Raw genomic sequence first — 25,302 nt, 5'->3', positions numbered from 1 at the left:
ACTAGCGTTTCAGTGCAAAATGGCCTTTAATTTCTCGACCATCTTCGAGTACCACTGTGTACCAATAGTCATCTGAAGGTAAGGGCTGACCATTAAAGGTTCCGTCCCAACCATTACTGTTCGGGAAAATTTGTGTGAGCAATTTACCGTATCGGTCAAAAATACGAATCACAGATTTCGAGTTGGCGGCGGTATTAGTTCCTTTTACGTTCCAATAATCATTGTATCCATCTCCGTTTGGAGTGAAGTATTTGGGTGCTCCAACCACGGCCACTTCTTTACTTACAATTCCACATCCGTTTTTATCATTTACATAAATTGTGTGAATTCCAGAAGGGATGTTCTCAAACACATTTGATGAAATAAATGGACCTGAGGCGTCATCTAAACTGTATTCATAATCTCCTTGGCCACTAACATTGATTGTAACTTTGTTTACATCAGTCAAATCAACTACCTCTACTGATTCAATTTTAGCAATGTCCGATGCGGTTACTTTTATAGTTCTAGTTCTGCTACATCCTTGTGCATTAGTAACATCGACTGTGTAGCGCCCTTCGCTATTAACATTCAAAGTATAATTTGTTTGCCCTGATAGTAAAGTTCCGTCTTTTTTCCAAACATAGGTATAATTAGTTATTGGGCTTCCATCATTAATTCCAGCGTTGAGTTGTACCGAGAAGGTCGGTAAATTTGTACATACCAAGGCATCTTCAGACCCATCGGAATTCAAATTAATATTGGGTAATGGATTAACTACAAAAGATAACAGGGTTTCTTCTATGCAAGTGGTGTTCTTTGGATTTTCAACCGTTGCTCTAACATTTTGCGTAGCGGTGATAAAAGGATTAGGTAAAGGACTTGGTAATGGAGTATTGTTAGCATCAAAATAACGAACCACCATTCCAGTTTGACCATTTAATAATTGGCTTTCTATAGTGCTGGTATCAAAAGCATTTAGCCCATCGGTATCGCTAGGGTTGGCATCATCACAAGCAGCAGGAATAGTTACTGCATTGGCTATGGGATGAACGTCTACGATAAATTTGATTGTAGTTTCGTCATAACACGGAATGCCATTGTTGGTGTTAGTAATGGTATTGGTCACTCGAGCTTTTATGGTTTGTGATTTTGTGGTAAAATTGGAAGGAAATGGACTAGGTAACGGATTGTTATTTTCGTCAAAATAGGTAACTGCCACATTGGTTTGTCCTTTTAACAAATCGGTTTGTAAGGTAGCCGTATTAAATGTGAAAATACCATCATTGCTAATTTCATCACATTCTTTGTAATCTATAATTGGATTTGCAATAGGTAATTTTTCAACAGTTAATGTCACATAATTTCCTAATCCAAAACAAGCGTTGTCTAAATTAGAATCGACGCGCACAAAAATAGGATGTTGATTTGCTATGGTATTTCTGTAGGAAGTGGTATTTGTGATTTCATTAGTTTCAGCCAAAGCATCAGCTTGTGTTGGGAAATATTTTATGGTGTACGCTGAAGCTGGGGAGGGAAGTATTGCTTGGATATCACTTGTTACAGTGCTAAAATTAAAGGTGGCGATTCCATCTGTGTCGTCGTTCGTAGTATCTACATAATCATCGCAAACTGTAAAGTTACGTTTAAAAGTTGCTGGAATTTGTGTAGCCGAAACAATTAATTGTATCTCGCTTGTACTAAAGCATCCATTGGCGTTTTCTACTCTTGTCCAAACACTTCCTATACCACTGGTATATTTGGTTGGGTCTGCAATTTTTGTTGCCACATCATTGGCTGTAGCTCCAGCAGCAGTTTTGAAATAGGTAAAAGTTTCATTTAAATAGTTTGCACTAATGAAACTATTTTTTTCGGTTAAGTTAATGGCAGTAATTCCATCATTGTCGTCGTCACACTGTTTAAGCGTTACACTTGTTACTACTGTAGGGAGCGCTAATGTGGTTAATGTTGCCGCTGTAGAGGTTAAACCACAGGAGTTTCCAACTCTGTTTAATTTCACTCGATAGCTGTAGCCATTCATACTCGCTGCAATAGTATTAACTTGTAGTGTTTTGGTTGTAACGCCTGAATAATTTGCGTTATTGGTTAGTGTAGTCCAAGTTGTGCCGTCGGTACTCAATTCCCATTGGAAACTGTCTGCATTAGATACCACTTCAAAAGTAGTGCTTTGCAATAAACATTGAGATTTGTTGCTAGGTTGCGTAGTAATGGCAATGGGTGCTCCAATAGTATAATTGGCATTTGGAGTGGTATATCCAGTACCGGATGTAACAACTCCTTTGTCATTTACTGTCACAGGACTATTTCCTAATAATCCATCTGCGTCACCATCTAGGAAGCCAGCTTCGATGACGTCTTTGCAACCATCATCATCACTATCTAATTCAAAATAATTAAAGTTACCGTCCGCATCAGAATCAGCTATGGTGTATTTTAATTTTCCGCTATCTGGAGTGGTTTCTAAACTGTCTAATAAACCATTTAAACCCACATTTCCGTCTACTTTTCCATCTTTATTGGCATCGTTTGCATTATGACCAGCTTCATCCAAATCATAAATACCGTCATTGTCACTATCTAAATCGAGTACATCTTTTACAAAATAGAATGTTCCATTCACATCTGAATCAGAATTAATAGCAACTAATCCAGGTTCAAAGGCATCATCTAAACCGTCTTTATTGGTATCTACACCAGAGAATGATTTGAATCCTTTTCCTTGTGCTTCAATACTATCAGGAATTCCATCATTGTCACTATCGATATCTACAGCATCAGGAATAGTGTCTAAATCCGAATCTTGGTCTACAGTTTGTCCTATATAAAAAGCGGCTCGGTTAGCTACTGTTTCTGAAAGGTTGAAATGCTTAAAAGTTAAACTATTAACTTTATAACCTTGAATGGTAAAACGAGCACCCCCTGCAGGAACTGCTGTTGTACTTTTAAATCGGAAACGAATTTCAAAAGAGGTAAATTCTTTTACGCCACTTTCGTAAATACCATCATAATTGGTATCAATCAGCAAATCACCAAAGGGATCTTTAATCGTTAAAGTTTGATTAGTAGGTGCACTTACCACAAAATCTCCATCTCCATTAGCAAAATCTCCAGTAGGAGTGGCTTGAACGTTGCCATCAGCTATATAACGAAAATCAACAGTTTCAGGTTTTGTAAAGTTGATTGCATAAGTAGTAGGATTGTTTTTACCCGCTGGAACATCCGAAACAAAACCATAAACAGGATAGCCTGTTATAGTTCCGGAGCCAGTTACTGTCGCGTTAAAGTTACTATCCGAAAGCGTGTTACTTTGGTTAAAAAAGGTAGAGCTACTCTCTACGGTGTTAAGCAATCCATCATTGTCCCAGTCAATATCAATGTTGTTGTTTGTGCCATCATTATCATCGTCTTTGGCACAATCACTCACAGGGATTTTATCTGAAAAAACATCGCTCAAACATCCAGAAATACTTCCCCTAACTTGATAATAACCTGGTGTAGTAGGTGTATAGGTGTTGGTAGTAGCCAACGGAATTGCTACATCATCTTTGTACCATTGAAAGGTATCATAAGCCGATAAACTACTAATTTTTAAAACAACATTAGGAATACAAGATGATGTTCCAATAGCAAGTTTGTCCGAAACAATTTCTGGTTTTAAATCAAAACCAGAATAGTAACCGCCATAGGTTGCCGCTCCGTTAGTCGCAAAATAAGAAACATACACTTGTTTGGTTGATTTTACGGCTATATTTCCATTTAGTCCAGAAACAGTGTATTTTACAAAGTTTGGATTTCCAGCGATAGTTTGAGGACTGCTTCCAATAGGACTGTTATTAATTAAAACCTTCGCCCCAGTTTCAGTAATGATATTCAATCCACCAGTATAAGCAATATTACCAATTTCCTGAATATTTGGAATGTTATCCACCACGTTTGGTGTAGAACAATTCAAAGGCGGTACAAAAAACATATTTTGATTAGCAGGGGGATTATTAGGATCTCCATTTGGTAAAAAGCCTTGAGCTAGCCCCCCGATACTTTGATAAGCAAATACTTTTTCTGAAGTGGCAACATACATACTACCATTGATGAAATTGGTTCCATCAATCGCTACATATCCTCCTTTATTTAAAGTAACATAAGGTGTTACACTACCATTTAAAAATACTTGGGTTTGGTCTGTGTGTGCTACCAATAAAACTCGTTCCAATTCATCTGTTCCTAACCCTTTGGCAAAAATGTATTCGGTTCCCGTGCGTTCAATAGGTACAATTTGATCAAATCCTACATCTCTACCCACAGGGACAAGTTGGCCATTTTGATTCATACTTAAAACGGTACTATTACTTCCACAAAATGAACCCGCGTTAACTGCCACCGCTTTATCTGATTCTACCAAGGCACCAATCATTTTAGCACTATTTGATGGGGTACCACCAGCATTATTGTTTTCTAGAGCCAAAACATAGCTGTCATTTTTGTTAAGCGTCACCGTTATTGGTCCATTGATTACGGTACCATTGGTCAAAATAGTTCCAATAGGCAAATTCGAAATCGTAACTTTAGTTCCGTTTTCAGTCGCTAAAATAGACGCAAAATTCAATAGTGTAGTATCATATAAAGGATTTAACATTGCTCCTAAACGGAATGTTTTCCCCAAAGCACTGTTCCCTTTCGAGACCAATCCGCCTGCATGGTTATAGCCATTATTACCATTTCTTGCCGCATTCACACGAATATTAGCATACACCAAATCTTCAGCTTCAATTACATACCCTTTGTTTTTTACAATTCCAATGCTATTTTTTGGAGTAAACAATTGCGTAAAATCTCCTGTCCCAATAAAATAGCGATATGGATTCAAATTATTCACCACACCTGCAATCACATTACCACCATTCTCAATGATTTTAAAAGGAACATTTGTAGTATTTGGAGTAGAAATATAAATGTAATGGTCTTCCACCACACTTGACTGAGCTGTGATGGGAGGTAAGTAATGCGTTTTACTAAACTGTGCTTGCGAAGTCACAACAAAAAATAGAAAAATAAAGGAAAAAAGGTTCTTCATAGGGTAGTTAAAAACAATAATTTATGGTTCGCCAAATTGTAAAATATCTTTTTTTAGGAGCAGTCACAATAGGCTTTATCAGGCAACATCGTCCCGTTATCCGCTGTATCTTTTCCTTTTTAAAGAAAAAAGGAAAAGGATGCCGCTACTACCGGGGCTAAAAGCTAAGACATCGATTACTTGGTTACAACCAATTCAATTGATTACTAGATTCTAAAACCAAAAATAGGTTTAATAAGTGGATTAAAAAAGAGTAGTAAAAAGAATTATTTATAAGTTTTTATGCAAACTCAAGGCCTCTTTTTTTGTGTTTTTTGCACGAAAAGCAATTTTTTTATAAAAGAGTGAAGAAATTATCGTTTTAAACTAAAATGTCCTTTGATGATTTTACCATCTGCAAAGATAAGTTGAAACCAATAATCATCCGAAGGCATAGGTGCACCAGTAAAGGTACCGTTCCAGGAATCGCCTGCAGTAGTTAATTCCTTAAGTAGTTTTCCATATCGGTCAAAAATCACTATTCTCGATTGAGGAAGAGAACCTAAATTATTGATTTTCCAAGTATCATTAAAACCATCACCATTTGGGGTAAAAAAACGAGGATAGTCCAATACATAAATCAAATCACTAGTAGTGATACCACAGCCATTTTTATCTCGGATACTAATGGTGTAAGTACCCGGAGCTACATTGGTAAAAGTAGCGTTTTCTTGATAGCTTGAACCATCTAACGAAAATTCATAGTTTCCTATCCCTTTATAATCTATTGTAATGGTATTTTTATTCCCGGCAAAATCTTTTACTGTAGCATTCTCATAAGTTGCTTTTTCAGAAGCTTTCACGATGAATGTTTTTGTTTTTTTGCAGCCTTTATCGTTAGTCACCGTTACCGCATAACTTCCTACTTGTTGCACGGTAATCGCAGCAGTAGTAGCGCCAGTATTCCACAGATAACTAGAAAAACCCGAATCTACACTCAGATTTAGGTTACTTCCCGAACATAAAAAGGTAGTTTCTTCTTCAAAATTGACAGGGTCAAAAGTGTTGACCACCAAGGTAACTGGTGTTATTCCGTAACAATCCAAACCATTTTTAATTCGAGTGTAAATCGTTTGTTGAAAAGCTTGGGTATTCGTAAAAATAGGTCCTATTTTGTTCTTTTCTACCAAGGCATCGGCAAAGGAAAGGTAGTAATCTGCTGCCAAACCTGAGGGCAAACCATTTAATAGCTGTGGTGTTACAAGTGTTCCTAAATTAAACGTATGTAGTCCATCTTGTATCGCATCTTCATCACAAATAGCAATTGGACTAGGACTTGGAACAACTGTGGTAGCGGTACTCAAGGTAACTGTTGCAATTTTAGAACAAGCATACTTGGAGCTAGCCTTCACATAAAGCACTTGATTTGGACTTGTATTACTGAAACTCGTTAGATTAGTTATTGCATTGGTCGAATTCTGAGCGTCTGTTAGGCTGAGATGCCAAGTTGTTTTTGTAATATTGGTGTCATTACTTTTAAAATTGGCATCAGTGGTACTTAAATCATAAATGGTTAAACCATCAGCATCAATATCACATTGAACCAAACTGCTGTTATTCAAAATCAAGTCTGGGGCGTATTCTATTTTAATTTCTTCAGAGATAATACAAGTTGGTGAAAAAGCCACATCTACTCTGTAGGTTCCTGCTGAGGTAACTTGATAGGTCGGTTGGTTTTCGCCTATAATTTTTACTCCGTTTCTAAACCATTCAAAAGAATTTGTTGCTGGTAAATTAGTGTTTAAAAGGAATGATTCACCAAAACAAACAGGGTTATTGGTGGCCAACAAACGATCAGGTCCCAAATCGATTTTAGAGCTAAAGCTACCTGCTTCGATAAAAACTGCCGAGTCCCAAACTACTTCGCGATCATCGGCAACAACTAATTTAATGTGATAGGTTTTACCAGCAGTAACCTTGGTTTCAGCCGTCAATACTTTAGTTTGTCCTGCATAATTAATTGGGCTGCTAGAAGAATTAAATCCATTAAAATATTTCTCATTGATGGCCGGACAGCCTGGCCTCACGCCGTTGCTTGTGGTGACAGGATTAATGAACGGATGGACAATTTTGGAAGAGACAGGCGTGGTCGTTCCAGGTAAAACAGCAAGATTTTTATATTGAGTCGTACTTCCTTTTTCTTTAATCAAAAAAGCAAATCCATCTGAGAATTCGCAAGGGAAATTGAATTGGTATTCATTAGAAGCAAACAAATAATTAAAACTAACATAATCGGTCAAAGGCACAAAGTCAAATTCTATAACCGAAGCGTTAATACTAGTTATACCAAGCGCAGTATCTAGGTCTGCATCGCCTCCCCAATTATTTGAGCCTCCGCCTCCTTGTTTTTCAAAAAAGGGGCCAGGAGTGTTGCTACTGCTCCAAGTACTCAAGAAGATTCCTTGTTTAAAAGGGAAAGAAGTGCCATTAAAATCAAAAAAACCTAAACTTTTTCTACTAGGCGTAAAGTTGTCGCCCGATTCACTAAAATCCGAAACTTGGGCACAAGAACTATTGACTAATACTTTTTCAACTAAATATTGGGTGCTAAACGTATCATCAACTTTTATATATTGTGCCTTTGCTTTTTGAAAAAAACAAAAAACAGCTAGTAAAAAAAGTAAGGATTTAATCTTCATAGTATAGCAAATATACTATAAATCACGCTTTTTTAAGATTTTGTAAGACATTAAATTAAGAATACAAACCCAAGCCAACACAATGATAATAGTTGTAAAAGCTACGCCATAGTCTTTGGTGTTTTCAACGCCAATTTGACTTCCAATGGTTTTTACTAACGATAATCTTGAAAAAGGTTCTACAATCAAATTCGACATGGCTTCCAATGGGAAAAATTGGGTAATATATCCCGCAATTGGGCTATCAGGAAAGATTTTAAAAGTTAAAACACCTTTTGCGATTCCTTCAGCTATGGATAAAACCAATAAAAAACCTATGGCAAAAGCCGAACGTTTGACTAAAATTCCGAGGAATAAACACAAAGAAAAGAATCCTGTTAGTTTCACAAAAAAGGCAAGGACGTATTCTAAATCAGAGAAAATGATGCTCACCTCAGTGTAGGAAGAGAAACACAATCCCAAAATTAAACTCATTACAAAAACAAATACAGTTGAAGCTAAGGCAAAAGCAACTACCGTCAAAAATTTAGAAAGTACTAGTTCTTTTTTGCTCATTCCGTCGATGAGGTTTTGTTTTAGTGTGCCATAACTGTACTCATTGGCCATCATCGATACAATGACAATTGCCAAAAAGAATTTTAAGATGGCCGCGATATAGGTATTAAAATGCCAAATAAACGGAAAGTTGAAAATCCCCATTTCGGCCAAATGAAACTTGAATACACCCAAATCAAATTTGATTGATGCAATCAAGGCAATGAAGGAAAGTAATATGAAATAAGTAAGTGTAAGGACTCTACTGGCTTTGTTGAGCCAGATTTTTTGTAATTCTATAGAGAGTAATCGTTTCATAATGTATTTTTTGGGAAGGTTAAGAGATAAAAAAAACTATTTTTTGGTTAATGCTAAGAATTGCTCCTCCAAACTGTTTTTTCGTTTGACTAAATGGTTTACAGCAATACCATTTTGGAACAAATACTGATTCAAATCCGAAGCTTTTAAATCACTTTTGAGATACACCAATATTTTGGTATCGTCTGCTACAATTTTATCCACTGCTGGATGTGTAGCAAGTACAGTTTTAAGTGTACTATTGTCATCTGCTTCAAGTTCAAAAAAACCTTCATTGGCAGCCATTCCGTCTACCAAACCAGCGTACAAAATTTCTCCTTTTCTCAAAACCACTACATGTGAGCATACTTTTTCTACTTCGTCCAAAAGATGCGAGGCCAAAAGGATAGTGGTCCCTAAACTAGCAACTTTTTTAATGATGTCACGAATTTGGTGAATTCCTTGTGGGTCGAGACCATTAGTGGGTTCGTCTAGAATTAAAATTTCGGGATCGTTGAGTAAAGCAGAGGCAATGGCCAAGCGCTGTTTCATCCCTAAAGAAAACGTACTGAATTTACTGTCTTTTCTCTCGATAAGTCCTACCAGTTCTAATTTTTCTTGTATTTTGGAATAATTGATGTTTTTAATTTTGCATACAAGTTTGAGATTTTCGTATGCTGTCATATAGGGATAAAAATTAGGACGCTCGATAATAGCTCCTACTTTTTTTAAAGCTTCATGTGTTTCTAGCGCTCCATCAAACCATTGGTATTCTCCTGAAGTAGCATTTACTACGTTGAGTGTAATACCTAATGTGGTTGATTTACCACTTCCGTTGGGGCCTAAGATTCCGTAAACATTGCCTTTTTTAATTTCAAAAGAAACGTTTTTTAACGCTTGGATTCTTCCGTAGCGTTTGTTGAGGTTTTTGATGGTTAGTATCGTTTCCAAGTTTTTAGTTATTTAGTTTTATGTAGGACGAGCCAATTTAATATTTGTTACTTTTAAAATAGAAAATACTGTAAATTTGTAGAAAAGACAGATTTATGAGCGAGCCATTAATGGTTTTTAAAAAACCAACTTATCCCATCAACAAACCTTTAATGGAATATTTAGAGCGTTTTGAACGTATTTCTAAAGTGCCTATTTTTTATGATGATTTGTTGCGTTTTTCGGGTTCAATAAATGTGTATGATAAAAACAACAATGATACGCTTTGGATACGAGTGTATTATAACGAATTTGAACGCAATGAAATCGATTTGACTTTGATGAAAATCTATTCTTTACTGCATTCTGATGGTAATTTGAATATCATAAAGTTTCTAACAGTCGATTGTATAGATTATTGCACTTTTGGAAATTCTAAACCCTTTCGTGTGAAAGTGCGTAATATTCTTAATGATAACTATACCCATTTTTATATTAAAAAAGCGGATGCTTCTAGAGTCTATGGTCTTGAATTTGAACATATTTTATCTCCTGATAAAATCAATTTTTTGGTTTATAAGGATACGTTAATCGAAGAACATATTATGGGGATTCCCGGGGATGTATTCATGAAAAATCTGTTAAAAGATTGTACGGAAACTGCCAAAGCTCAAATTGCTAAAGAGTTTGTTAAGTTTAATGAACGATGCATGATTCGATTGTTAGGGGATATGCGAGCCTACAATTATGTAATTGTACCTACGCATGATTTTGATCAAGTAGTGTATAAGATTCGCGCTATAGATTTTGATCAACAGTGTTACGAAGGAAATTTTAAAGTCTACCGTCCTCAGTTCTTTAAAGAAAATTATCCAATGATTTTGTTGGTCAAAGACAAGCTTCAAGAAAGTTCTATAGAACAATATAAAAAGGAAGAGCGCTCAGCAATGGCCAAGAGAATCCAATCTTCTGAAAATAGAATAAAAAGATTAGTGCAAATTATGTCTGGTGAAACTTTAGCTCCAGTTGAGCATTTAAACCAATTGAAAATGGAGTTGTACAATTATACACATGATTTGAACTTCAAAAATGCAAAATCAATGGGAGGTATTATGACGGCAGCCTTTGATTTTATTACTCGCAATTTTAAAAACATGAACAGTATGCGAGCTGGCTTTTAAATGCTATTTTTACCTTTTTAATTCTATCTTTTTTTATGAAGACCACACCCAATAATGCCTTGCTGTTTATTTTTATTACTGTTTTAGTCGATGTTATTGGTCTTGGAATTATTATTCCAATTGTACCAAAACTAATTGAAAATTTAACGGGTCTTGGCATCAATGAAGCTTCTAAATATGGAGGGTGGTTGTTGTTTTCTTTTGCTATCATGCAATTTATTTTCTCTCCAATTTTAGGAGGACTAAGTGATCGATTTGGGAGACGTCCTATCTTATTACTTTCGCTTTTTGGATTGGGTTTAGATTATATTTTTCATGCCTTTGCGCCTTCTATTGCTTGGCTTTTTGTTGGGAGAATTATAGCTGGAATTATGGGCGCGAGTTTTAGCACGGCTACTGCTTATATTGCCGATATTAGCTCGCCAGAAAAAAGAGCACAGAATTTTGGACTAATTGGAGCAGCTTTTGGTTTGGGATTTATTATAGGTCCTGTAATTGGAGGTATAAGTAGCAAATGGGGAACTAATGTTCCTTTTTTGATTGCTGCTGGACTTACACTATTGAATGTAATTTATGGTTATTTTGTTTTGCCTGAATCTTTGTCAAAAGACAATCGTAGGGCTTTTGAATGGAAACGTGCGAATCCTATTAGTTCTTTGAAAAATTTAAGAAAGTATCCTGTGGTTTCAGGTTTGGTAATTTCCTTAGTACTCACTTTTATTGCTTCGCATGCCGTACAATCCAATTGGTCATTTTACACTATGTATAAATTCAATTGGACCGCTGAAATCGTAGGATATTCGCTTGCTGTTGTTGGAGTTTTAGTCGCTTTTGTTCAAGGATTTTTGATTCGAAAAATTATTCCACGTTTAGGGCAAGTCAAATCCATTTACTTAGGAATGTCATTTTCAGCGCTTGGATTATTGCTTTTTGGATTAGCATCAGAAAGCTGGATGATGTTTGCTTTCCTGATTCCTTATTGTTTGGGAGGAATTGCTGGACCAAGTATACAAGGTGTTATTTCGAGCCAAGTCCCCGCCAATGAGCAAGGAGAGTTACAAGGTGCCCTTACGAGTTTAATGAGTTTGTGTGGAGTGTTTGGACCTTTATTAATGACTAATTTGTTTGCTTTTGCTACCGCCAAAAACAGTACGTTTCATGTGCCAGGTGCTCCTTTTTTCTTGGCTTCATGCTTGACTTTGGTTAGCTTTTATCTTTCCTATCGTACATTATCTAAGAAACATTAGTTTAGAAACAGTACCGTAAATTTGGAAATTGTTACCCTTTTTTAAATGGTTAATTTGTAGATTTGTGGTTTTTGTAGCAATAAAAAAGCCGACTTGTACCACACAAGCCGACTTTTTTAAACAAATAAAAACTAAAAAAAATCTTAGAAACAGTAAGCGTTTTCAGCTACTAGTTTTGAAGTAATAATTTCTCTTAAACCTACCACATTTGGCATGTTTGTATATTTAGTATAACGACGAAGTCCCATTAACATCATGCGTTGTTCATCACCTTCAGCAAAAGATACGATTCCTTCTTTTCCTTTTTGAGTAATGATGTCTACTGCTTTGTATAAGTACAGTTGTGCCATAGCGATTTGTTCTTTTACAGCAGCTTCACCTTTAGTCTTAGCTAATTTTTCTGTTCTCAAAATGGTACTTTCAGCCATGTAGATTTCGATAAGGATATCTGCAGCAGCCATTAGCAATTGTTGGTGACCGTCTAAGTCTGGACCGTATTTTTGAACCGCTCCACCAGCAACCATCAAGAACGCTTTTTTCAATTTGCCAATCATTTCTTTTTCTTCAGCAAATAATTCAGAATAATCAGGTGTTTCGAAAGACGGAATTCCCATTAATTCTGCTTGCACTTCAGAAGCTGGTCCTAACAAATCCACGTGTCCTTTCATTGCTTTTTTAACCAACATACCTACTGATAACATACGGTTGATTTCGTTAGTACCTTCATAGATACGAGCGATACGAGCATCTCTCCAAGCGCTTTCCATAGGAGTGTCTTCAGAGAATCCCATTCCACCAAAAATTTGAATTCCTTCATCAGAACAGTTTTGAACGTCTTCAGAAACCGCTACTTTCAAGATAGAGCACTCGATAGCATATTCTTCAACTCCTTTTAATTCTGCTTCTTGGTGTGAAGAACCAGCAGCTTCGCGTTCTGCGATTCTGTCTTCGATATCTTTAGCAGCTCGGTATGATGCACTTTCACCAGCGTAGCATGAAGTTGCCATTTCAGCTAATTTAGAGCGGATAGCTCCAAATTGAGAAATAGGAGTGTTGAATTGAATTCTTTCATTAGAATAGTTAACAGCTCCAGAGATTACTCTTCTTTGGGCATCCAAACAAGCTGCTGCCAATTTGATACGTCCTACGTTCAAGGCGTTCATTGCAATTTTGAATCCGTTTCCTCTTTCAGACAACATGTTTTCTACAGGAACTTTGGTTTCATTAAAGAACACCTGACGAGTAGAAGAAGCACGAATTCCTAATTTATGCTCTTCTTCATTCATAGAAATTCCGTTAGCAGGATCGTTTTCTACGATGAAACCTGTAATGTTTTTGTCATCGCCAATTCTAGCGAAAACAATGAAAAGTGAACAAAATCCTGCGTTTGAAATCCACATTTTTTGTCCTGTGATAGAATAATATTTTCCGTCTTCAGATAAAACTGCTTTTGTTTTTCCTGAGTTTGCATCTGATCCAGCTCCTGGCTCAGTCAAACAATACGCACCAAACCACTCACCTGAAGCCAACTTTGGAACATACTTTAATTTTTGTTCTTCAGTTCCATACAATGTTATTGGCATAGTTCCAATACCTGTGTGTGCTCCAAATGCAGTTGAAAATGAACCAGTAGCTCCAGAGATATAGTCACAAACCAACATAGTCGATACGAATCCCATTCCTAAACCACCGTAAGCTTCTGGAACAGCTACGCCAAGTAAACCTAGTTCACCTGCTTTACGCATAGTTTCTTCGGTGTAAGCGTAATCTTTTTTCTCAAAGCGATCTTTGTGCGCCCATAATTCTTTGTCTACGAACTCTTTTACAGAGTCACGCATCATTAACTGCTCTTCATTAAAATCTTCTGGTGTGAAAATATCTTCACATTTTGTTTCTTTTACGATGAATTGACCACCTCTTGTTTTATTGCTCATAGTAGCCCCCTAACCCAAGCACCCAAACCACGAAGGTGGAGTAAGCTATATGGGAATTCCTACTAGGGGTAAGTAGGGTATAAATTGTTAAACTATTTTTTTTTAATTGAATGCATTATATTAATTCCTACATAGAGGAAGGGATAGAGGGCTTTTACACCAACTCAAAAATCCCTGCACTTCCTTGTCCTGTACCTACGCACATAGAAACAATTCCGTATTTGTTGCCTCTGCGTTTCATTTCGTCGAATAATTGAACCGAAAGTTTAGCACCTGTACAACCTAGAGGGTGACCTAAAGCAATAGCTCCACCATTCACGTTGATGATTTCAGGATTTAAATTGAGTTCTCTAGTTACTGCTAAAGCTTGAGAAGCAAAAGCCTCATTTAGCTCAATCAAATCGATGTCATTTAGTGTCAATCCTGCTTGTTTTAAGGCTTTTGGAATGGCTTTTACTGGACCAATACCCATAATTCTTGGTTCTACACCTGCAGAAGCAAAGTTTACCAAACGGGCAATCGGCTGAATGTTTAATTCTTTTACCATTTCTTCGCTCATCACCAAAACGAAAGCAGCACCATCACTCATTTGAGAAGAGTTACCAGCAGTTACACTTCCATCGGCAGCAAAAACAGGACGTAAACCTGCCAAGGCTTCCAATGAAGTACCAGCTCTAGGTCCTTCATCTTTAGTGACTATATACGATTTGGTTTCTTTTTTACCATTTTCATTGATAAAAGTTTGCTCAACTGTAATAGGTACAATTTGGTTGTCAAATTTTCCTTCTGCTTGAGCTTTTAAGGCTTTATTGTGCGATTGAAAAGCAAACTCATCTTGGTCAGCACGAGAAATGTTGAATTGTTTCGCCACCGCTTCTGATGTTAATCCCATTCCCCAGTAGTAATCTTCGTGACCAGCTGCAGCCACTTTGTAATCTGGTGTTGGTTTGTAACCTCCCATTGGAATATAACTCATACTTTCAGCTCCACCTGCAATGATGCAATGCGCCATTCCAGATTGAATTTTGGCTGTTGCCATCCCGATAGTTTCTAATCCAGAGGCACAGTATCTGTTTACGGTTACACCTGGTACATCATTCACTTTTAATCCCATTAAAGAAATCAAACGTCCGACATTTAGACCTTGTTCAGCTTCTGGCATAGCATTTCCAACCATTACGTCATCAATACGTGTTTTGTCAAAATCAGGCAACTCATTCATCATGTACTGAATGGTTTCTGCTGCTAATTCATCAGGGCGTTTGAATCTAAAAACTCCCTTTGGTGCTTTTCCTACGGCTGTACGATAAGCTTTTACTATATATGCTGTTTTCATTGTTATAAAGTATTAAGATTGGAGAATTAAGTATTAAGATTTTCCAATCGTTATTTGTTATTAGTTTTTAGAGATTTTTGAAGAGCAAAATTCATGTTACTCACTTCAACTAAATTATGGATGATTGGAGTAATTTTTTCTTCTTCAATTAATTCTAAGCGTTTTGAAATCATTAATTGAGTTATTAATTCATAAGTAGAACCATTTGCAATACCAAGAAAATGCACAAACTCATTATTTGAATTTCTTCCTGAGCCCTCAGCAATATTTGATGGAATAGAAACGGCACATTTTTTAATTTGATGTGTTAAGTTAAATTTCTCATCAGAAGGTAATTCTGAAGTGACTTTGTAAACATCTACAGCTATATCCATTGCTTTTTGCCAAATCTTTAATTTCTCAAATTGATGCATATTTCAAGGTCTTGATACTTAATACTTAATTCTTTGTACTTCAATCTAGTTTCTCAACGGTTTCCCTTTAGTTAACATAAATTGAATTCTCTCCAATGTCTTTCTTTCTGTACAAAGAGATAAGAAAGCTTCTCTTTCGATATCCAATAAGTATTGTTCAGATACTAAGGTCGCTTCAGATAAGTCACCACCGGCCATTACATAAGCCAGTTTGTTGGCAATTTTCTTATCGTGTTCAGAGATGTATTTACCAGCTTGCATTTGATCAGTTCCAACTAAGAACATTCCCAAGGCTTGTTTTCCTAATACTTTTACATCTTTTCTGCGAATAGGTTGAGTGTAACCAGCTTCGGCCATCAATAAAGCATGTTTTTTAGCTTCAGCAATCTGACGATCTTTGTTGACTACCACTATGTCTTTGCCATTTTGTAAAATACCTAAATCAAAAGCTTCATAAGCAGATGTAGATACTTTGGCCATAGCCACTGTTAAGAAATACTCTTGAAGTACGTTCAATTCTACGTCGTTTTTACGGAACAAATCAGACGCTCTCAACGCCATTTCTTTTGATCCACCACCACCAGGAATTACACCTACACCAAATTCTACTAATCCAATGTACGATTCAGCTGCAGCTACAACTTTGTCAGCATGTAAGCTCATTTCGCAACCACCACCTAATGTCATACCGTGTGGTGCAACTACTACTGGAATTCCAGAGTAACGTACACGCATCATAGTATCTTGGAACATTTTGATAGCCATGTTTAATTCGTCGTATTCTTGCTCTACAGCCATCATGAAGATCATTCCAATATTGGCTCCAACAGAAAAGTTTGCTGCTTGATTTCCAATTACTAAACCTTGGTATTCTTTCTCGGCTAGATCGATTGCTTTGTTGATTCCTTGCAATACATCGCCACCAATAGTATTCATTTTAGATTGGAATTCTAAGTTTAAGATACCATCTCCCAAATCTTGAATAATGGCGCCACTGTTGCTCCATACTTTTTTGGTTTCGCGTATGTTGTTCAAGATGATGAATGCATCCTGACCAGGAACTTTTGTTTGTGATTTTGTTGGAACATTGTAAAAATAAGTAGCCCCTTCTTTCACAGTATAAAAACTAGTATTTCCAGCAGCAATCATTTCGGTAACCCAAGCAGCAGGTGCTAAACCTTCAGCTTTCATGATTTCAATTCCTTTTTCAACACCTATGGCATCCCAAATTTCGAATGGTCCATTTTCCCATCCAAAACCAGCTTTCATAGCGTCGTCAATTTTGTATAATTCATCTGATATTTCAGGAATTCTATTCGAAACATAAGCAAACATTCCAGCGAAACTTTTTCTATAAAATTCACCCGCTTTGTCTTTTCCTTTTACTAAAACTTTAAATCTATTGATTGGCTTGTCAATTGTTTTTGTCAATTCCAAAGTTGCGAAAGAAGCTCTTTTTGCCGCACGATATTCTAAAGTGTCTAAGTCTAAAGATAAAATTTCTTTGCCTTCTTTTTTGTAGAAACCTTGCCCTGTTTTACTTCCCAACCATTTGTTTTCCATCATTTTGTTGACGAAATCTGGTAGTTTGAACAACTCATGTTGCTCATCAGTTGGGCAGTTTTCGTAGATTCCGTTGGCCACATGTACCAAAGTATCTAGTCCTACAACATCAACCGTTCTGAAGGTAGCCGATTTTGGACGACCAATAACTGGTCCTGTCAATTTATCAACTTCTTCAATAGTTAATCCCAATTCTTTTACCAAGTGAAACAAACTTTGGATTCCGTAGATTCCAATTCTGTTTCCGATAAAAGCTGGAGTATCCTTGGCTACAACCGATGTTTTTCCTAAGAATTTCTCACCGTATCCAGTTAAGAAATCCAGAACTTCTGTTGAAGTTTGTGGACCTGGAATGATTTCGAATAATTTCAAGTAACGCGCAGGGTTAAAAAAGTGAGTTCCGCAGAAGTGCTTTTGGAAATCTTCACTACGACCTTCACTCATGAAGTGAATCGGAATACCAGAAGTGTTTGAGGTTACCAAAGTACCTGGTTTTCTGAATTTTTCAATTTGTTCAAAAACCAATTTTTTGATGTCTAAACGCTCAACAACTACCTCGATAATCCAATCTACACCTGCAATTTTCGCCATATCATCTGTAGTGTTTCCAGTACTGATACGGTTTGCGAATTTTTGATTGTAAATAGGAGAGGGCTTTGATTTTAAAGCGGTAGCTAAACTATCATTTACCAATCGGTTTCTCACGATTTTGCTTTCGAGAGTTAATCCTTTTTTGGCTTCTGCATCCGTCAATTCTCTTGGAACAATATCCAAAAGCAAGACTTCAACACCAATGTTGGCAAAATGGCAAGCAATTCCAGAACCCATAATTCCAGATCCGATTACTGCGACTTTTTTAATTGTGCGTTTCATACTTAGTTACTATTTATTTTTTTATTTTATTTTTTGATTGTGGTGTCGCTTTTTAAGCAGTAAGTTACTGTTGTGTGTTTTCATTCATCACTGTTGTGCCTTCATTGGATTCATTTTCAGTAGTTGTGAAAATGCTTTTCTCATGAATCAATTCGTTGATGATTTCGGCGACCTCCATAAAGTGGGCTAATTTTTCTTCCGAAACATGTTGTTTAACTGTTTCATTAAACTTTAGCACTGTATTTTTTGAAAGCTCTCTTTTTTCTTTTCCAAAAGGAGTTAGATATAGTAAAACCCCTCTGCCGTCGTCTGGATTTTTCTTTCTGAAGATTAGTCCCTTTTCTTCCATAGTTTTCAAAGTTCGGGTCAAACTCGTTGCTTCCATTCCCATTCTAGGACCTAAAGCTGTCGATGGTGTTCCGTCTTCTTTGTCAATACTCAATAAGGCAAATCCCGTTGCCATTGTTGCATCATATTTGGCAGCTTCTTCGTTATACATTCTAGAAACTGCTTGCCATGTTGCTCTTAAAACATAATCAATTGTTTTGTCTTTCATAGTTTACTATATCGATTTCAAATATATATAAAAAATACTATGCATGCATATTATTTTTTAAATTTTTTTATAAAAATAAAAAAACTCCTTTGTTTTTCAGGAGTTTATGGTGTTGTTAAATTATTTTTTTTGCCAATACATTATGATTTTGCTAACAAAAAGAAAAGCAATTGAAAAATAGTAAAAGAGAGAGAAATCTACAAAAATGTTTTCGAAAAATATCCCAAAACTATTGCCCAAAAAAAAGTCCTGAATTACTAATTCAGGACTTTTCGTTTTTTATCAAATCGTATTTTTATGATTGACCATAAATCTTCTCATAAAGTGGTTTGTACATTTCTAGTACAATTTTACGTCTAAGTTTTAGGGTAGGGGTAAGTTGACCGCCATCAATAGACCAAACGTCTGGTGTTAACTCAAAGCGTTTGATTTTTTCCCAATTTCCAAATTTAGCATTCAAGTGGTCTACTTCTTCTTGAATACGCGCAATTACTTTTGGATTAGAGATGATTTCTTGATTGGTTTTACCTACTTCAATTCCGTGTAGTTTTTCCCATTCTTTGATGAATTCAAAACTTGGCTGAATGAAAGCAGCTGGCATTTTTTCGCCATCGCCAATCACCATTATTTGCTCAATAAAACGAGATTGTTTCATCGTGTTTTCAATCAATTGTGGAGCAATGTATTTTCCACCAGAAGTTTTGAACATTTCTTTTTTACGGTCCGTAATTTTCAAGAAACCTTCAGCATCAATATTACCAATGTCTCCCGTGTGGAAATAGCCATTAGCTAAAGCTTCGTTTGTTTTTTCTTCATCTTTGTAGTAGCCCATCATTACGTTTGGACCTTTGCAAAGAATTTCGCCATCTTCAGCAATTTTTACTTCAACACCGTCGATTAGTTTACCTACTGTGCCAATTTTAAACCCTTTGTTTCTCATATCGTTTACTGAGATTACAGGCGAAGTTTCTGTTAATCCGTAACCTTCCATTACTGGGATTTCGGCAGCAGCAAACACTCTTGTCAAACGCGGTTGCAAAGCAGCACTTCCTGAAACCATTAAATCTAGATTACCACCCAAACCTTCTTTCCATTTACTGAAAATAAGTTTTCGAGCTATTTTTAATTGGAATTCATACCAGAATCCGTTCGCTCCATAAGGTTCGTAACGCAATCCTAAATTGATAGCCCAAAAGAACAAAGCTTTTTTGATGCCAGTTAGTTCAGCTCCTTTGGCATAAATTTTATCGTATACTTTTTCTAGCAAACGCGGAACTGCTGTAATTACGTTTGGACGTACTTCTTTGATGTTATCGCTAATTTTTTCAATCGATTCTCCAAAATAAACCGAAACACCATAATATTGGTACAAGTACAAAATCATACGTTCAAAAATATGGCAAATAGGTAAGAAGCTTAAAGCCGTATTTTTTCCTGGTTCAAACGGAATTCTTGGCGCACTGTTCAATACATTAGAAACAATATTTTGGTGCGAAAGCATTACACCTTTTGGTTTTCCAGTAGTTCCAGAAGTATAAATGATGGTAGCCAAATCTTGAGTGGTCACATTGTTTTTGCGGTCTTCTACCACATCTTGATTGCTTGAATCAGCACCAAGAGTCAATAGCGAAGACCAATTTTCACAACCTTCAATCTCATTAAAAGAATACACTCCTTTCAAAGCCGGAACGTTCGCTTGAATGTTTTTTAGTTTATTGTAGACTTCAATATCCGAAACAAAACACAATATAGAACCAGAGTGGTTCAAAATGTATTCGTAGTCTTCTTCGCCAATAGTTGGATAAATAGGCACGGTTTGGGCTCCGGTTTGGAGTACACCAATATCCATAATATGCCATTCAGTTCTATTATTGGAAGATATAATGGCAATTTTGTCGTTTTTTTGAATGCCCATTCTAATCAAAGCCCTAGAAATGGTGTTTGCTTTTGCAATGTACTCTTCGGTTGAAGTTTTGTTCCAAACTCCATTTTGCTTAGTTACTAAAGCATCGGGAATTGAGTTGAATTTCTCTAATTGATAGTAAGGAAAATCAAATAGGCGTGTGATATTTACCATTATAAATGAATTGAAATTTTCGCAAATTAAATAAAAAATGCTAACATTTTTAGGTTTTTAAAAACTAATTATTATTCTGAATACTAATTAGTTGGTATTCAGCGAAATCGATTTCTTGAAATTGAAAAATTTGTGTTAAAAACGATTACTCAGGCTCTTTATGCTGAAAACAAATCCTCAAACAAAAGACCTTCAAGTAGTTGACTTTTTACCTTTTTAACTCTTCTTCTGTAAACTCCTTAAAGCGCTCACCCGCAATAAACATCTTCATTTTATTAAAATGAATCGTAAAGGACTGGTAAGTCCATTCTTCTCCCTCCGTAGCCTTCGCTTTTTTGTACCAAAACGAATAGGCTGCACTGTCAAATCCTTCTTTAAAAATCGGAATTCCAGATTCAGAACATTCAATTCCCCAAACAATCGGTTCTTTTACCAAATCCTCGTTTTGCATCATTCCCGTCCCGTCGGCATTGAGAACGGTTATAGGTTCAACTTGTTTTTGCACCGCATAAAGTCCCGCAATAGGATAATTGATAATGGTAGTAATGAAATGTTCAGTGTTTTGATTCTTGATTTTTGTCGTTTTAATTTGAGCAAAAGTGGCACTAGCACTCATCAAAAGCGCCATAAGCCATAAAGATTTTTTTTTCATAAGTAGGTTAGTTTAGTTTTAGGGTAGATTATGAGCGAGGGCGTGCTCGGGTTAAAGTATTTTTTTTATGTATTAGGAGCAGCAACAAAAGGGGTTCTTGTTGTCACGGGTCCCGCTGTTCGTTATATCTTTCCCGCTGAACCCCGTCGGCAAAGGATGCCACTGCCATCGGGGCTATGAGGAATTATGGTTTCTTTTTTGTTGTCATTATCATTTCAACTTTTGATAAAAAAAGCTCATTCCTAGTTAGAATGAGCTTTTTACAGAAAGTAAAAAATGTTTTATTGTTTTTCAATCCATTTTCTTGCGTTCACAAAAGCTTCTAACCAAGGCGAAACTTCATCTTTTTGCCCGTTGTCTGGGTAATGTGCCCAGTTCCAAGGGAAAATAGAACGCTCAATATGTGGCATCATCACCAAGTGACGACCGGTAGCATCACATAACATAGCTGTGTTGTAATCCGAACCATTTGGGTTAGAAGGATAGCCTTCGTAACCATATTTTGCTACGATATTATAATTTGCTTCTTGTTCTGGTAAATGGAATTTTCCTTCACCGTGTGACACCCAAACCCCAAGTGTAGCACCTTCTAAGCTAGAAAGCATCACCGAGTTGTTTTTTTGCACTTTTACCGAGGTAAAAATACTTTCGTGTTTGTTCGAAGTATTGTGGTGCATTTTTCCGTGTACTTTATGTTCTGGATTGATTAATTCTAATTCCATCCACAACTGACAACCGTTGCAAATCCCCACAGATAAAGTGTCCTCACGTTTGAAGAAATTTTTCAATGCAGTATTGGCTTTTTCGTTGTACAAGAAAGCTCCCGCCCAACCTTTGGCAGAGCCTAAAACGTCCGAGTTAGAGAAACCACCCACGGCACCAATAAACTGAATGTCTTCCAATGTCTCACGTCCCGAAATCAAATCGGTCATATGTACATCTTTCACATCAAAACCAGCCAAGAACATAGCGTTTGCCATTTCACGCTCGGAATTACTTCCTTTTTCACGGATAATTGCCGCTTTTGGTCTCTCGACTGCGCTCGAAATGACAGCTGCTTTACCTGTAAAATGCGCTGGGAATTGATAGTCTAACGGTTGGTTTTTGTAATTGGCATAACGCGCTTCAGCCATTCCGTTGCGAGATTGTTTGGCGTCTAACAAATACGATGTTTTAAACCAAGTATCTCTTGTTTCATTTACGTTAAAAGTAAACGTATCTGCATTATTTTGAATAGTAACTAAATCTCCTTCGGTAACCGTTCCAATTTTGAAAATCTCAACCTTTTGAGCGGCAAAAAGAGCTTCAATGGCTGCATCGGCTTGGAAAACCACTGCAATATTTTCATTAAATAATGTTTTTACTGTATCCGCTTCACCAAGAACGCTCAAGTCATACGTAGCACCTAAGTCTACTTCGGCAAACGAAAGTTCTAATAAAGTAGTAATCAAACCACCGCTACCCACGTCGTGACCCGCTTTGATTTGGCGGTTTTTGATGGCGTCTTGTAAGGTGTTGAAAGCTGTTTTAAAATAAGCTGCGTTAGTAATGCTTGGCACATCGGTTCCTACTTTGTTCAAAATTTGAGCAAACGAAGAACCTCCCAATTTGAAACTATCTTGAGATAAGTTCAAATAGTAAATGTTGCCACCATTGCGTTGTAAAACAGGTTCAACAACTTTGGTAATATTGGTACAATTTCCTGCTGCCGAAATAATCACTGTTCCTGGAGCAATAACTTCGTCGTTAGGATATTTTTGTTTCATTGAAAGTGAATCTTTACCCGTTGGGATATTGATTCCTAATTCGATGGCGAAATCAGAACACGCTTGCACTGCTTCGTACAAACGAGCATCTTCACCTTCGTTTTTACAAGCCCACATCCAGTTGGCCGATAAAGAAACCGATTGTAAACCGTCTTTTAAAGGAGCCCAAACGATATTAGAAAGTGCTTCTGCAATAGCAGTTCTTGTTCCTGCTACAGGGTCAATCAACGAAGCTACTGGCGAGTGACCTACAGTGGTCGCAATTCCTTCTTTGCCTTTAAAATCCAAAGCCATAACTCCCACATTGTTCAGTGGTAATTGCAATGGACCAGCACATTGTTGTTTGGCCACGCGACCTCCCACACAACGGTCTACTTTATTCGTTAACCAGTCTTTACAAGCAACCGCTTCTAATTGCAGTACTTGATTAAGATAGTTCGGGATATTTTCAGTAGTATAATTTAGTTCTGTATAATTTACAGCTACTTTTTTGTCTGTCATTATCGTTTTTGGAGAACTTCCAAAGAAATCTTCCAAAGCATAATCCATAGGTTTTACTCCTGTAGTTTTGGATTCAAAAGTAAAACGATGGTCGTTCGTTACGTCACCAACTTGGTACATTGGAGAACGTTCTCTATCGGCAATACGCTGTAAGGTGTCAATGTCTTTTTCGCCAATCACTAATCCCATACGCTCTTGCGATTCGTTACCAATGATTTCCTTAGCAGAAAGCGTTGGGTCGCCTACTGGTAATTTATCCAAATCAATCAATCCACCAGTCTCTTCTACTAATTCCGAAAGACAGTTGAGGTGTCCACCTGCTCCGTGGTCGTGAATTGACACGATAGGGTTATGGTCGCTTTCTACCAGTCCACGAATGGCATTCGCGGCACGTTTTTGCATTTCTGGATTAGAACGTTGTACGGCGTTCAACTCAATTCCAGAGCCAAAAGCACCTGTGTCAGCTGAAGAAACCGCTGCACCACCCATTCCAATTCTATAGTTTTCTCCACCTAAAATAACGATTTTATCGCCAGCTGTAGGTTTCTTTTTTATCGCTTGGTCTAATTTTCCGTAACCAATTCCACCCGCTTGCATAATGACTTTGTCGTAGCCAATTTTACGGTTGTTTTCTTGGTGTTCGAAAGTCAAAACAGAACCCGTAATCAACGGTTGTCCAAATTTGTTTCCAAAATCAGAAGCTCCATTCGAAGCTTTGATTAAAATATCCATTGGCGTTTGGTACAACCAAGGTCTTTCTGCCATTCCTTTTTCCCAAGAATGTTCATTGTTTAATCGAGAATACGCAGTCATATAAACCGCTGTTCCTGCTAATGGCAACGAACCTTGTCCTCCTGCCAAACGGTCACGAATTTCTCCACCTGAACCTGTAGCAGCTCCGTTGAAAGGCTCCACAGTAGTAGGGAAGTTGTGCGTTTCAGCTTTTAAGGAAAGTACGGCGTCAAATTCTTTTTCTTCGTAAAAATCTGGTTTATCGGCACTTTTTGGTGCAAATTGTGTCACTTTTGGTCCTTTTACAAAAGCCACATTATCTTTATAGGCAGAAACAATATCGTTTGGATTCGTTTCTGAGGTTTTCTTAATTAATTTGAAAAGAGAAGTCGGTTTTTCTTCACCATCAATTACAAAAGTTCCGTTGAAAATTTTGTGACGACAGTGCTCTGAATTTGCTTGCGAGAACGCAAAAATCTCAGAGTCGGTTAATTTTCGACCTAATTTGGTTGCTAAATCAGAAAGGTACTCCACTTCTTCTGGACTCAAAGCCAAACCTTCGGATTGGTTGTATCCTTCAATATCATCGATTTCCAATATAGGTTCTGGTTGGATATTGATGGTAAAAATATCTTGATTGAGTTCGCTAAACTTTTGCGAAAGCATAGGGTCAAAATCCGAAAAATCTTCGGTAACACGTTGAAATTCCTCTATTCTGATGATGCCAGAAATACCCATATTTTGAGTAATTTCAACCGCGTTGGTACTCCAAGGCGTAATCATAGTGGCGCGTGGTCCAACAAAAAAATCTGACAAGACGGATTTTTCTATTTTAGTGGCATCAGCAAATAGCCAGTTGAGTTTTGAGATGTCTTGAGCCGAAATTTCGTTCTGCGTGTGTACGGCAAAAACAGTGTTACTTTGGTTTTCAAAGAAATGAATCATTGTTGTAGGGTTTGTT

At 36.9% G+C, this 25,302-nt stretch carries 14 protein-coding genes; 2 read left to right on the top strand and 12 right to left on the bottom strand.

All coding sequences use genetic code 11. The annotated features are described in order from the left end of the window. Position 1: 1 nt before the first annotated feature. The 4 genes from ACSVH9_RS08570 to ACSVH9_RS08555 form a co-directional block, all read right to left on the bottom strand. Positions 2-5,071: a T9SS type B sorting domain-containing protein gene (locus ACSVH9_RS08570; protein ID WP_438063366.1), complete on the bottom strand. Its 5,070-nt coding sequence runs from the start codon at positions 5,069-5,071 to the stop codon at positions 2-4. A 353-nt stretch (positions 5,072-5,424) separates the two neighbouring features. Then, positions 5,425-7,749 carry a choice-of-anchor L domain-containing protein gene (locus tag ACSVH9_RS08565; RefSeq protein WP_438063365.1) on the bottom strand — a complete coding sequence of 775 codons (2,325 nt, stop codon included), beginning with the start codon at positions 7,747-7,749 and terminating at the stop codon, positions 5,425-5,427. Positions 7,750-7,764: 15 nt separating this feature from the next. Further along, on the bottom strand, positions 7,765-8,601 hold the full coding sequence (locus tag ACSVH9_RS08560) for an ABC transporter permease (RefSeq protein WP_438063364.1): 837 nt from the start codon (positions 8,599-8,601) through the stop codon (positions 7,765-7,767). Positions 8,602-8,637: 36 nt separating this feature from the next. Then, on the bottom strand, positions 8,638-9,531 hold the full coding sequence (locus ACSVH9_RS08555) for an ABC transporter ATP-binding protein (protein WP_438063363.1): 894 nt from the start codon (positions 9,529-9,531) through the stop codon (positions 8,638-8,640). Between the two features lie 95 nt (positions 9,532-9,626). Here ACSVH9_RS08555 and ACSVH9_RS08550 point away from each other — a divergent pair, with 95 nt between their 5' ends. Together ACSVH9_RS08550 and ACSVH9_RS08545 are read left to right on the top strand one after the other, a co-directional pair. Beyond that, a complete protein-coding gene (locus tag ACSVH9_RS08550; protein ID WP_438063362.1) occupies positions 9,627-10,691 on the top strand; it encodes a hypothetical protein in 1,065 nt (354 codons plus the stop codon). A gap of 35 nt (positions 10,692-10,726) precedes the next feature. Further along, the gene (locus ACSVH9_RS08545) at positions 10,727-11,938 is read left to right on the top strand and encodes a TCR/Tet family MFS transporter (protein WP_438063361.1); all 1,212 of its coding nucleotides are present in this window, start codon (positions 10,727-10,729) and stop codon (positions 11,936-11,938) included. 143 nt (positions 11,939-12,081) lie between these two features. On the opposite strand, the gene ACSVH9_RS08540 is transcribed toward ACSVH9_RS08545, so the two are convergent. The 8 genes from ACSVH9_RS08540 to purL form a co-directional block, all read right to left on the bottom strand. Then, positions 12,082-13,872 carry an acyl-CoA dehydrogenase family protein gene (locus tag ACSVH9_RS08540; RefSeq protein WP_438063360.1) on the bottom strand — a complete coding sequence of 597 codons (1,791 nt, stop codon included), beginning with the start codon at positions 13,870-13,872 and terminating at the stop codon, positions 12,082-12,084. Between the two features lie 154 nt (positions 13,873-14,026). Further along, a complete protein-coding gene (locus tag ACSVH9_RS08535) occupies positions 14,027-15,208 on the bottom strand; it encodes a thiolase family protein (protein ID WP_438063359.1) in 1,182 nt (393 codons plus the stop codon). A 50-nt stretch (positions 15,209-15,258) separates the two neighbouring features. Further along, complete coding sequence (locus tag ACSVH9_RS08530; protein WP_438063358.1) at positions 15,259-15,621, bottom strand: four helix bundle protein; 363 nt, start codon at positions 15,619-15,621, stop codon at positions 15,259-15,261. Between the two features lie 45 nt (positions 15,622-15,666). Beyond that, entirely contained in the window at positions 15,667-18,057 is a 2,391-nt protein-coding gene (locus ACSVH9_RS08525) for a 3-hydroxyacyl-CoA dehydrogenase NAD-binding domain-containing protein (RefSeq protein WP_438063357.1), read from the bottom strand. Between the two features lie 64 nt (positions 18,058-18,121). After that, a complete protein-coding gene (locus ACSVH9_RS08520) occupies positions 18,122-18,613 on the bottom strand; it encodes a MarR family winged helix-turn-helix transcriptional regulator (RefSeq protein ID WP_438063356.1) in 492 nt (163 codons plus the stop codon). A 295-nt stretch (positions 18,614-18,908) separates the two neighbouring features. Continuing rightward, the gene (locus ACSVH9_RS08515; protein WP_438063355.1) at positions 18,909-20,690 is read right to left on the bottom strand and encodes an AMP-dependent synthetase/ligase; all 1,782 of its coding nucleotides are present in this window, start codon (positions 20,688-20,690) and stop codon (positions 18,909-18,911) included. Positions 20,691-20,898: 208 nt separating this feature from the next. After that, a complete protein-coding gene (locus ACSVH9_RS08510; RefSeq protein ID WP_438063354.1) occupies positions 20,899-21,342 on the bottom strand; it encodes a hypothetical protein in 444 nt (147 codons plus the stop codon). Between the two features lie 281 nt (positions 21,343-21,623). Further along, positions 21,624-25,286 carry a phosphoribosylformylglycinamidine synthase gene (gene purL, locus ACSVH9_RS08505; RefSeq protein ID WP_438063353.1) on the bottom strand — a complete coding sequence of 1,221 codons (3,663 nt, stop codon included), beginning with the start codon at positions 25,284-25,286 and terminating at the stop codon, positions 21,624-21,626. Positions 25,287-25,302 lie beyond the last annotated feature (16 nt).

This window comes from Flavobacterium sp. RSSB_23, from assembly GCF_051547145.1.
Classification (GTDB): Bacteria; Bacteroidota; Bacteroidia; order Flavobacteriales; family Flavobacteriaceae; genus Flavobacterium.
The sequence above is the reverse complement of the archived record's forward strand: the minus strand, read 5'-3'. Positions and strand labels throughout refer to the sequence as shown.

Coding starts and splice junctions, on each gene's coding strand:
- ACSVH9_RS08565 (WP_438063365.1), bottom strand. CDS start 7,749: ATGAAGATTAAATCCTTACTTTTTTTACTAGCTGTTTTTTGTTTTTTT.
- ACSVH9_RS08510 (WP_438063354.1), bottom strand. CDS start 21,342: ATGAAAAAAAAATCTTTATGGCTTATGGCGCTTTTGATGAGTGCTAGT.
- ACSVH9_RS08525 (WP_438063357.1), bottom strand. CDS start 18,057: ATGAAACGCACAATTAAAAAAGTCGCAGTAATCGGATCTGGAATTATG.
- ACSVH9_RS08530 (WP_438063358.1), bottom strand. CDS start 15,621: ATGCATCAATTTGAGAAATTAAAGATTTGGCAAAAAGCAATGGATATA.
- ACSVH9_RS08515 (WP_438063355.1), bottom strand. CDS start 20,690: ATGGTAAATATCACACGCCTATTTGATTTTCCTTACTATCAATTAGAG.
- ACSVH9_RS08520 (WP_438063356.1), bottom strand. CDS start 18,613: ATGAAAGACAAAACAATTGATTATGTTTTAAGAGCAACATGGCAAGCA.
- ACSVH9_RS08535 (WP_438063359.1), bottom strand. CDS start 15,208: ATGAAAACAGCATATATAGTAAAAGCTTATCGTACAGCCGTAGGAAAA.
- ACSVH9_RS08545 (WP_438063361.1), top strand. CDS start 10,727: ATGAAGACCACACCCAATAATGCCTTGCTGTTTATTTTTATTACTGTT.
- ACSVH9_RS08570 (WP_438063366.1), bottom strand. CDS start 5,071: ATGAAGAACCTTTTTTCCTTTATTTTTCTATTTTTTGTTGTGACTTCG.
- ACSVH9_RS08560 (WP_438063364.1), bottom strand. CDS start 8,601: ATGAAACGATTACTCTCTATAGAATTACAAAAAATCTGGCTCAACAAA.
- purL (WP_438063353.1), bottom strand. CDS start 25,286: ATGATTCATTTCTTTGAAAACCAAAGTAACACTGTTTTTGCCGTACAC.
- ACSVH9_RS08550 (WP_438063362.1), top strand. CDS start 9,627: ATGAGCGAGCCATTAATGGTTTTTAAAAAACCAACTTATCCCATCAAC.
- ACSVH9_RS08540 (WP_438063360.1), bottom strand. CDS start 13,872: ATGAGCAATAAAACAAGAGGTGGTCAATTCATCGTAAAAGAAACAAAA.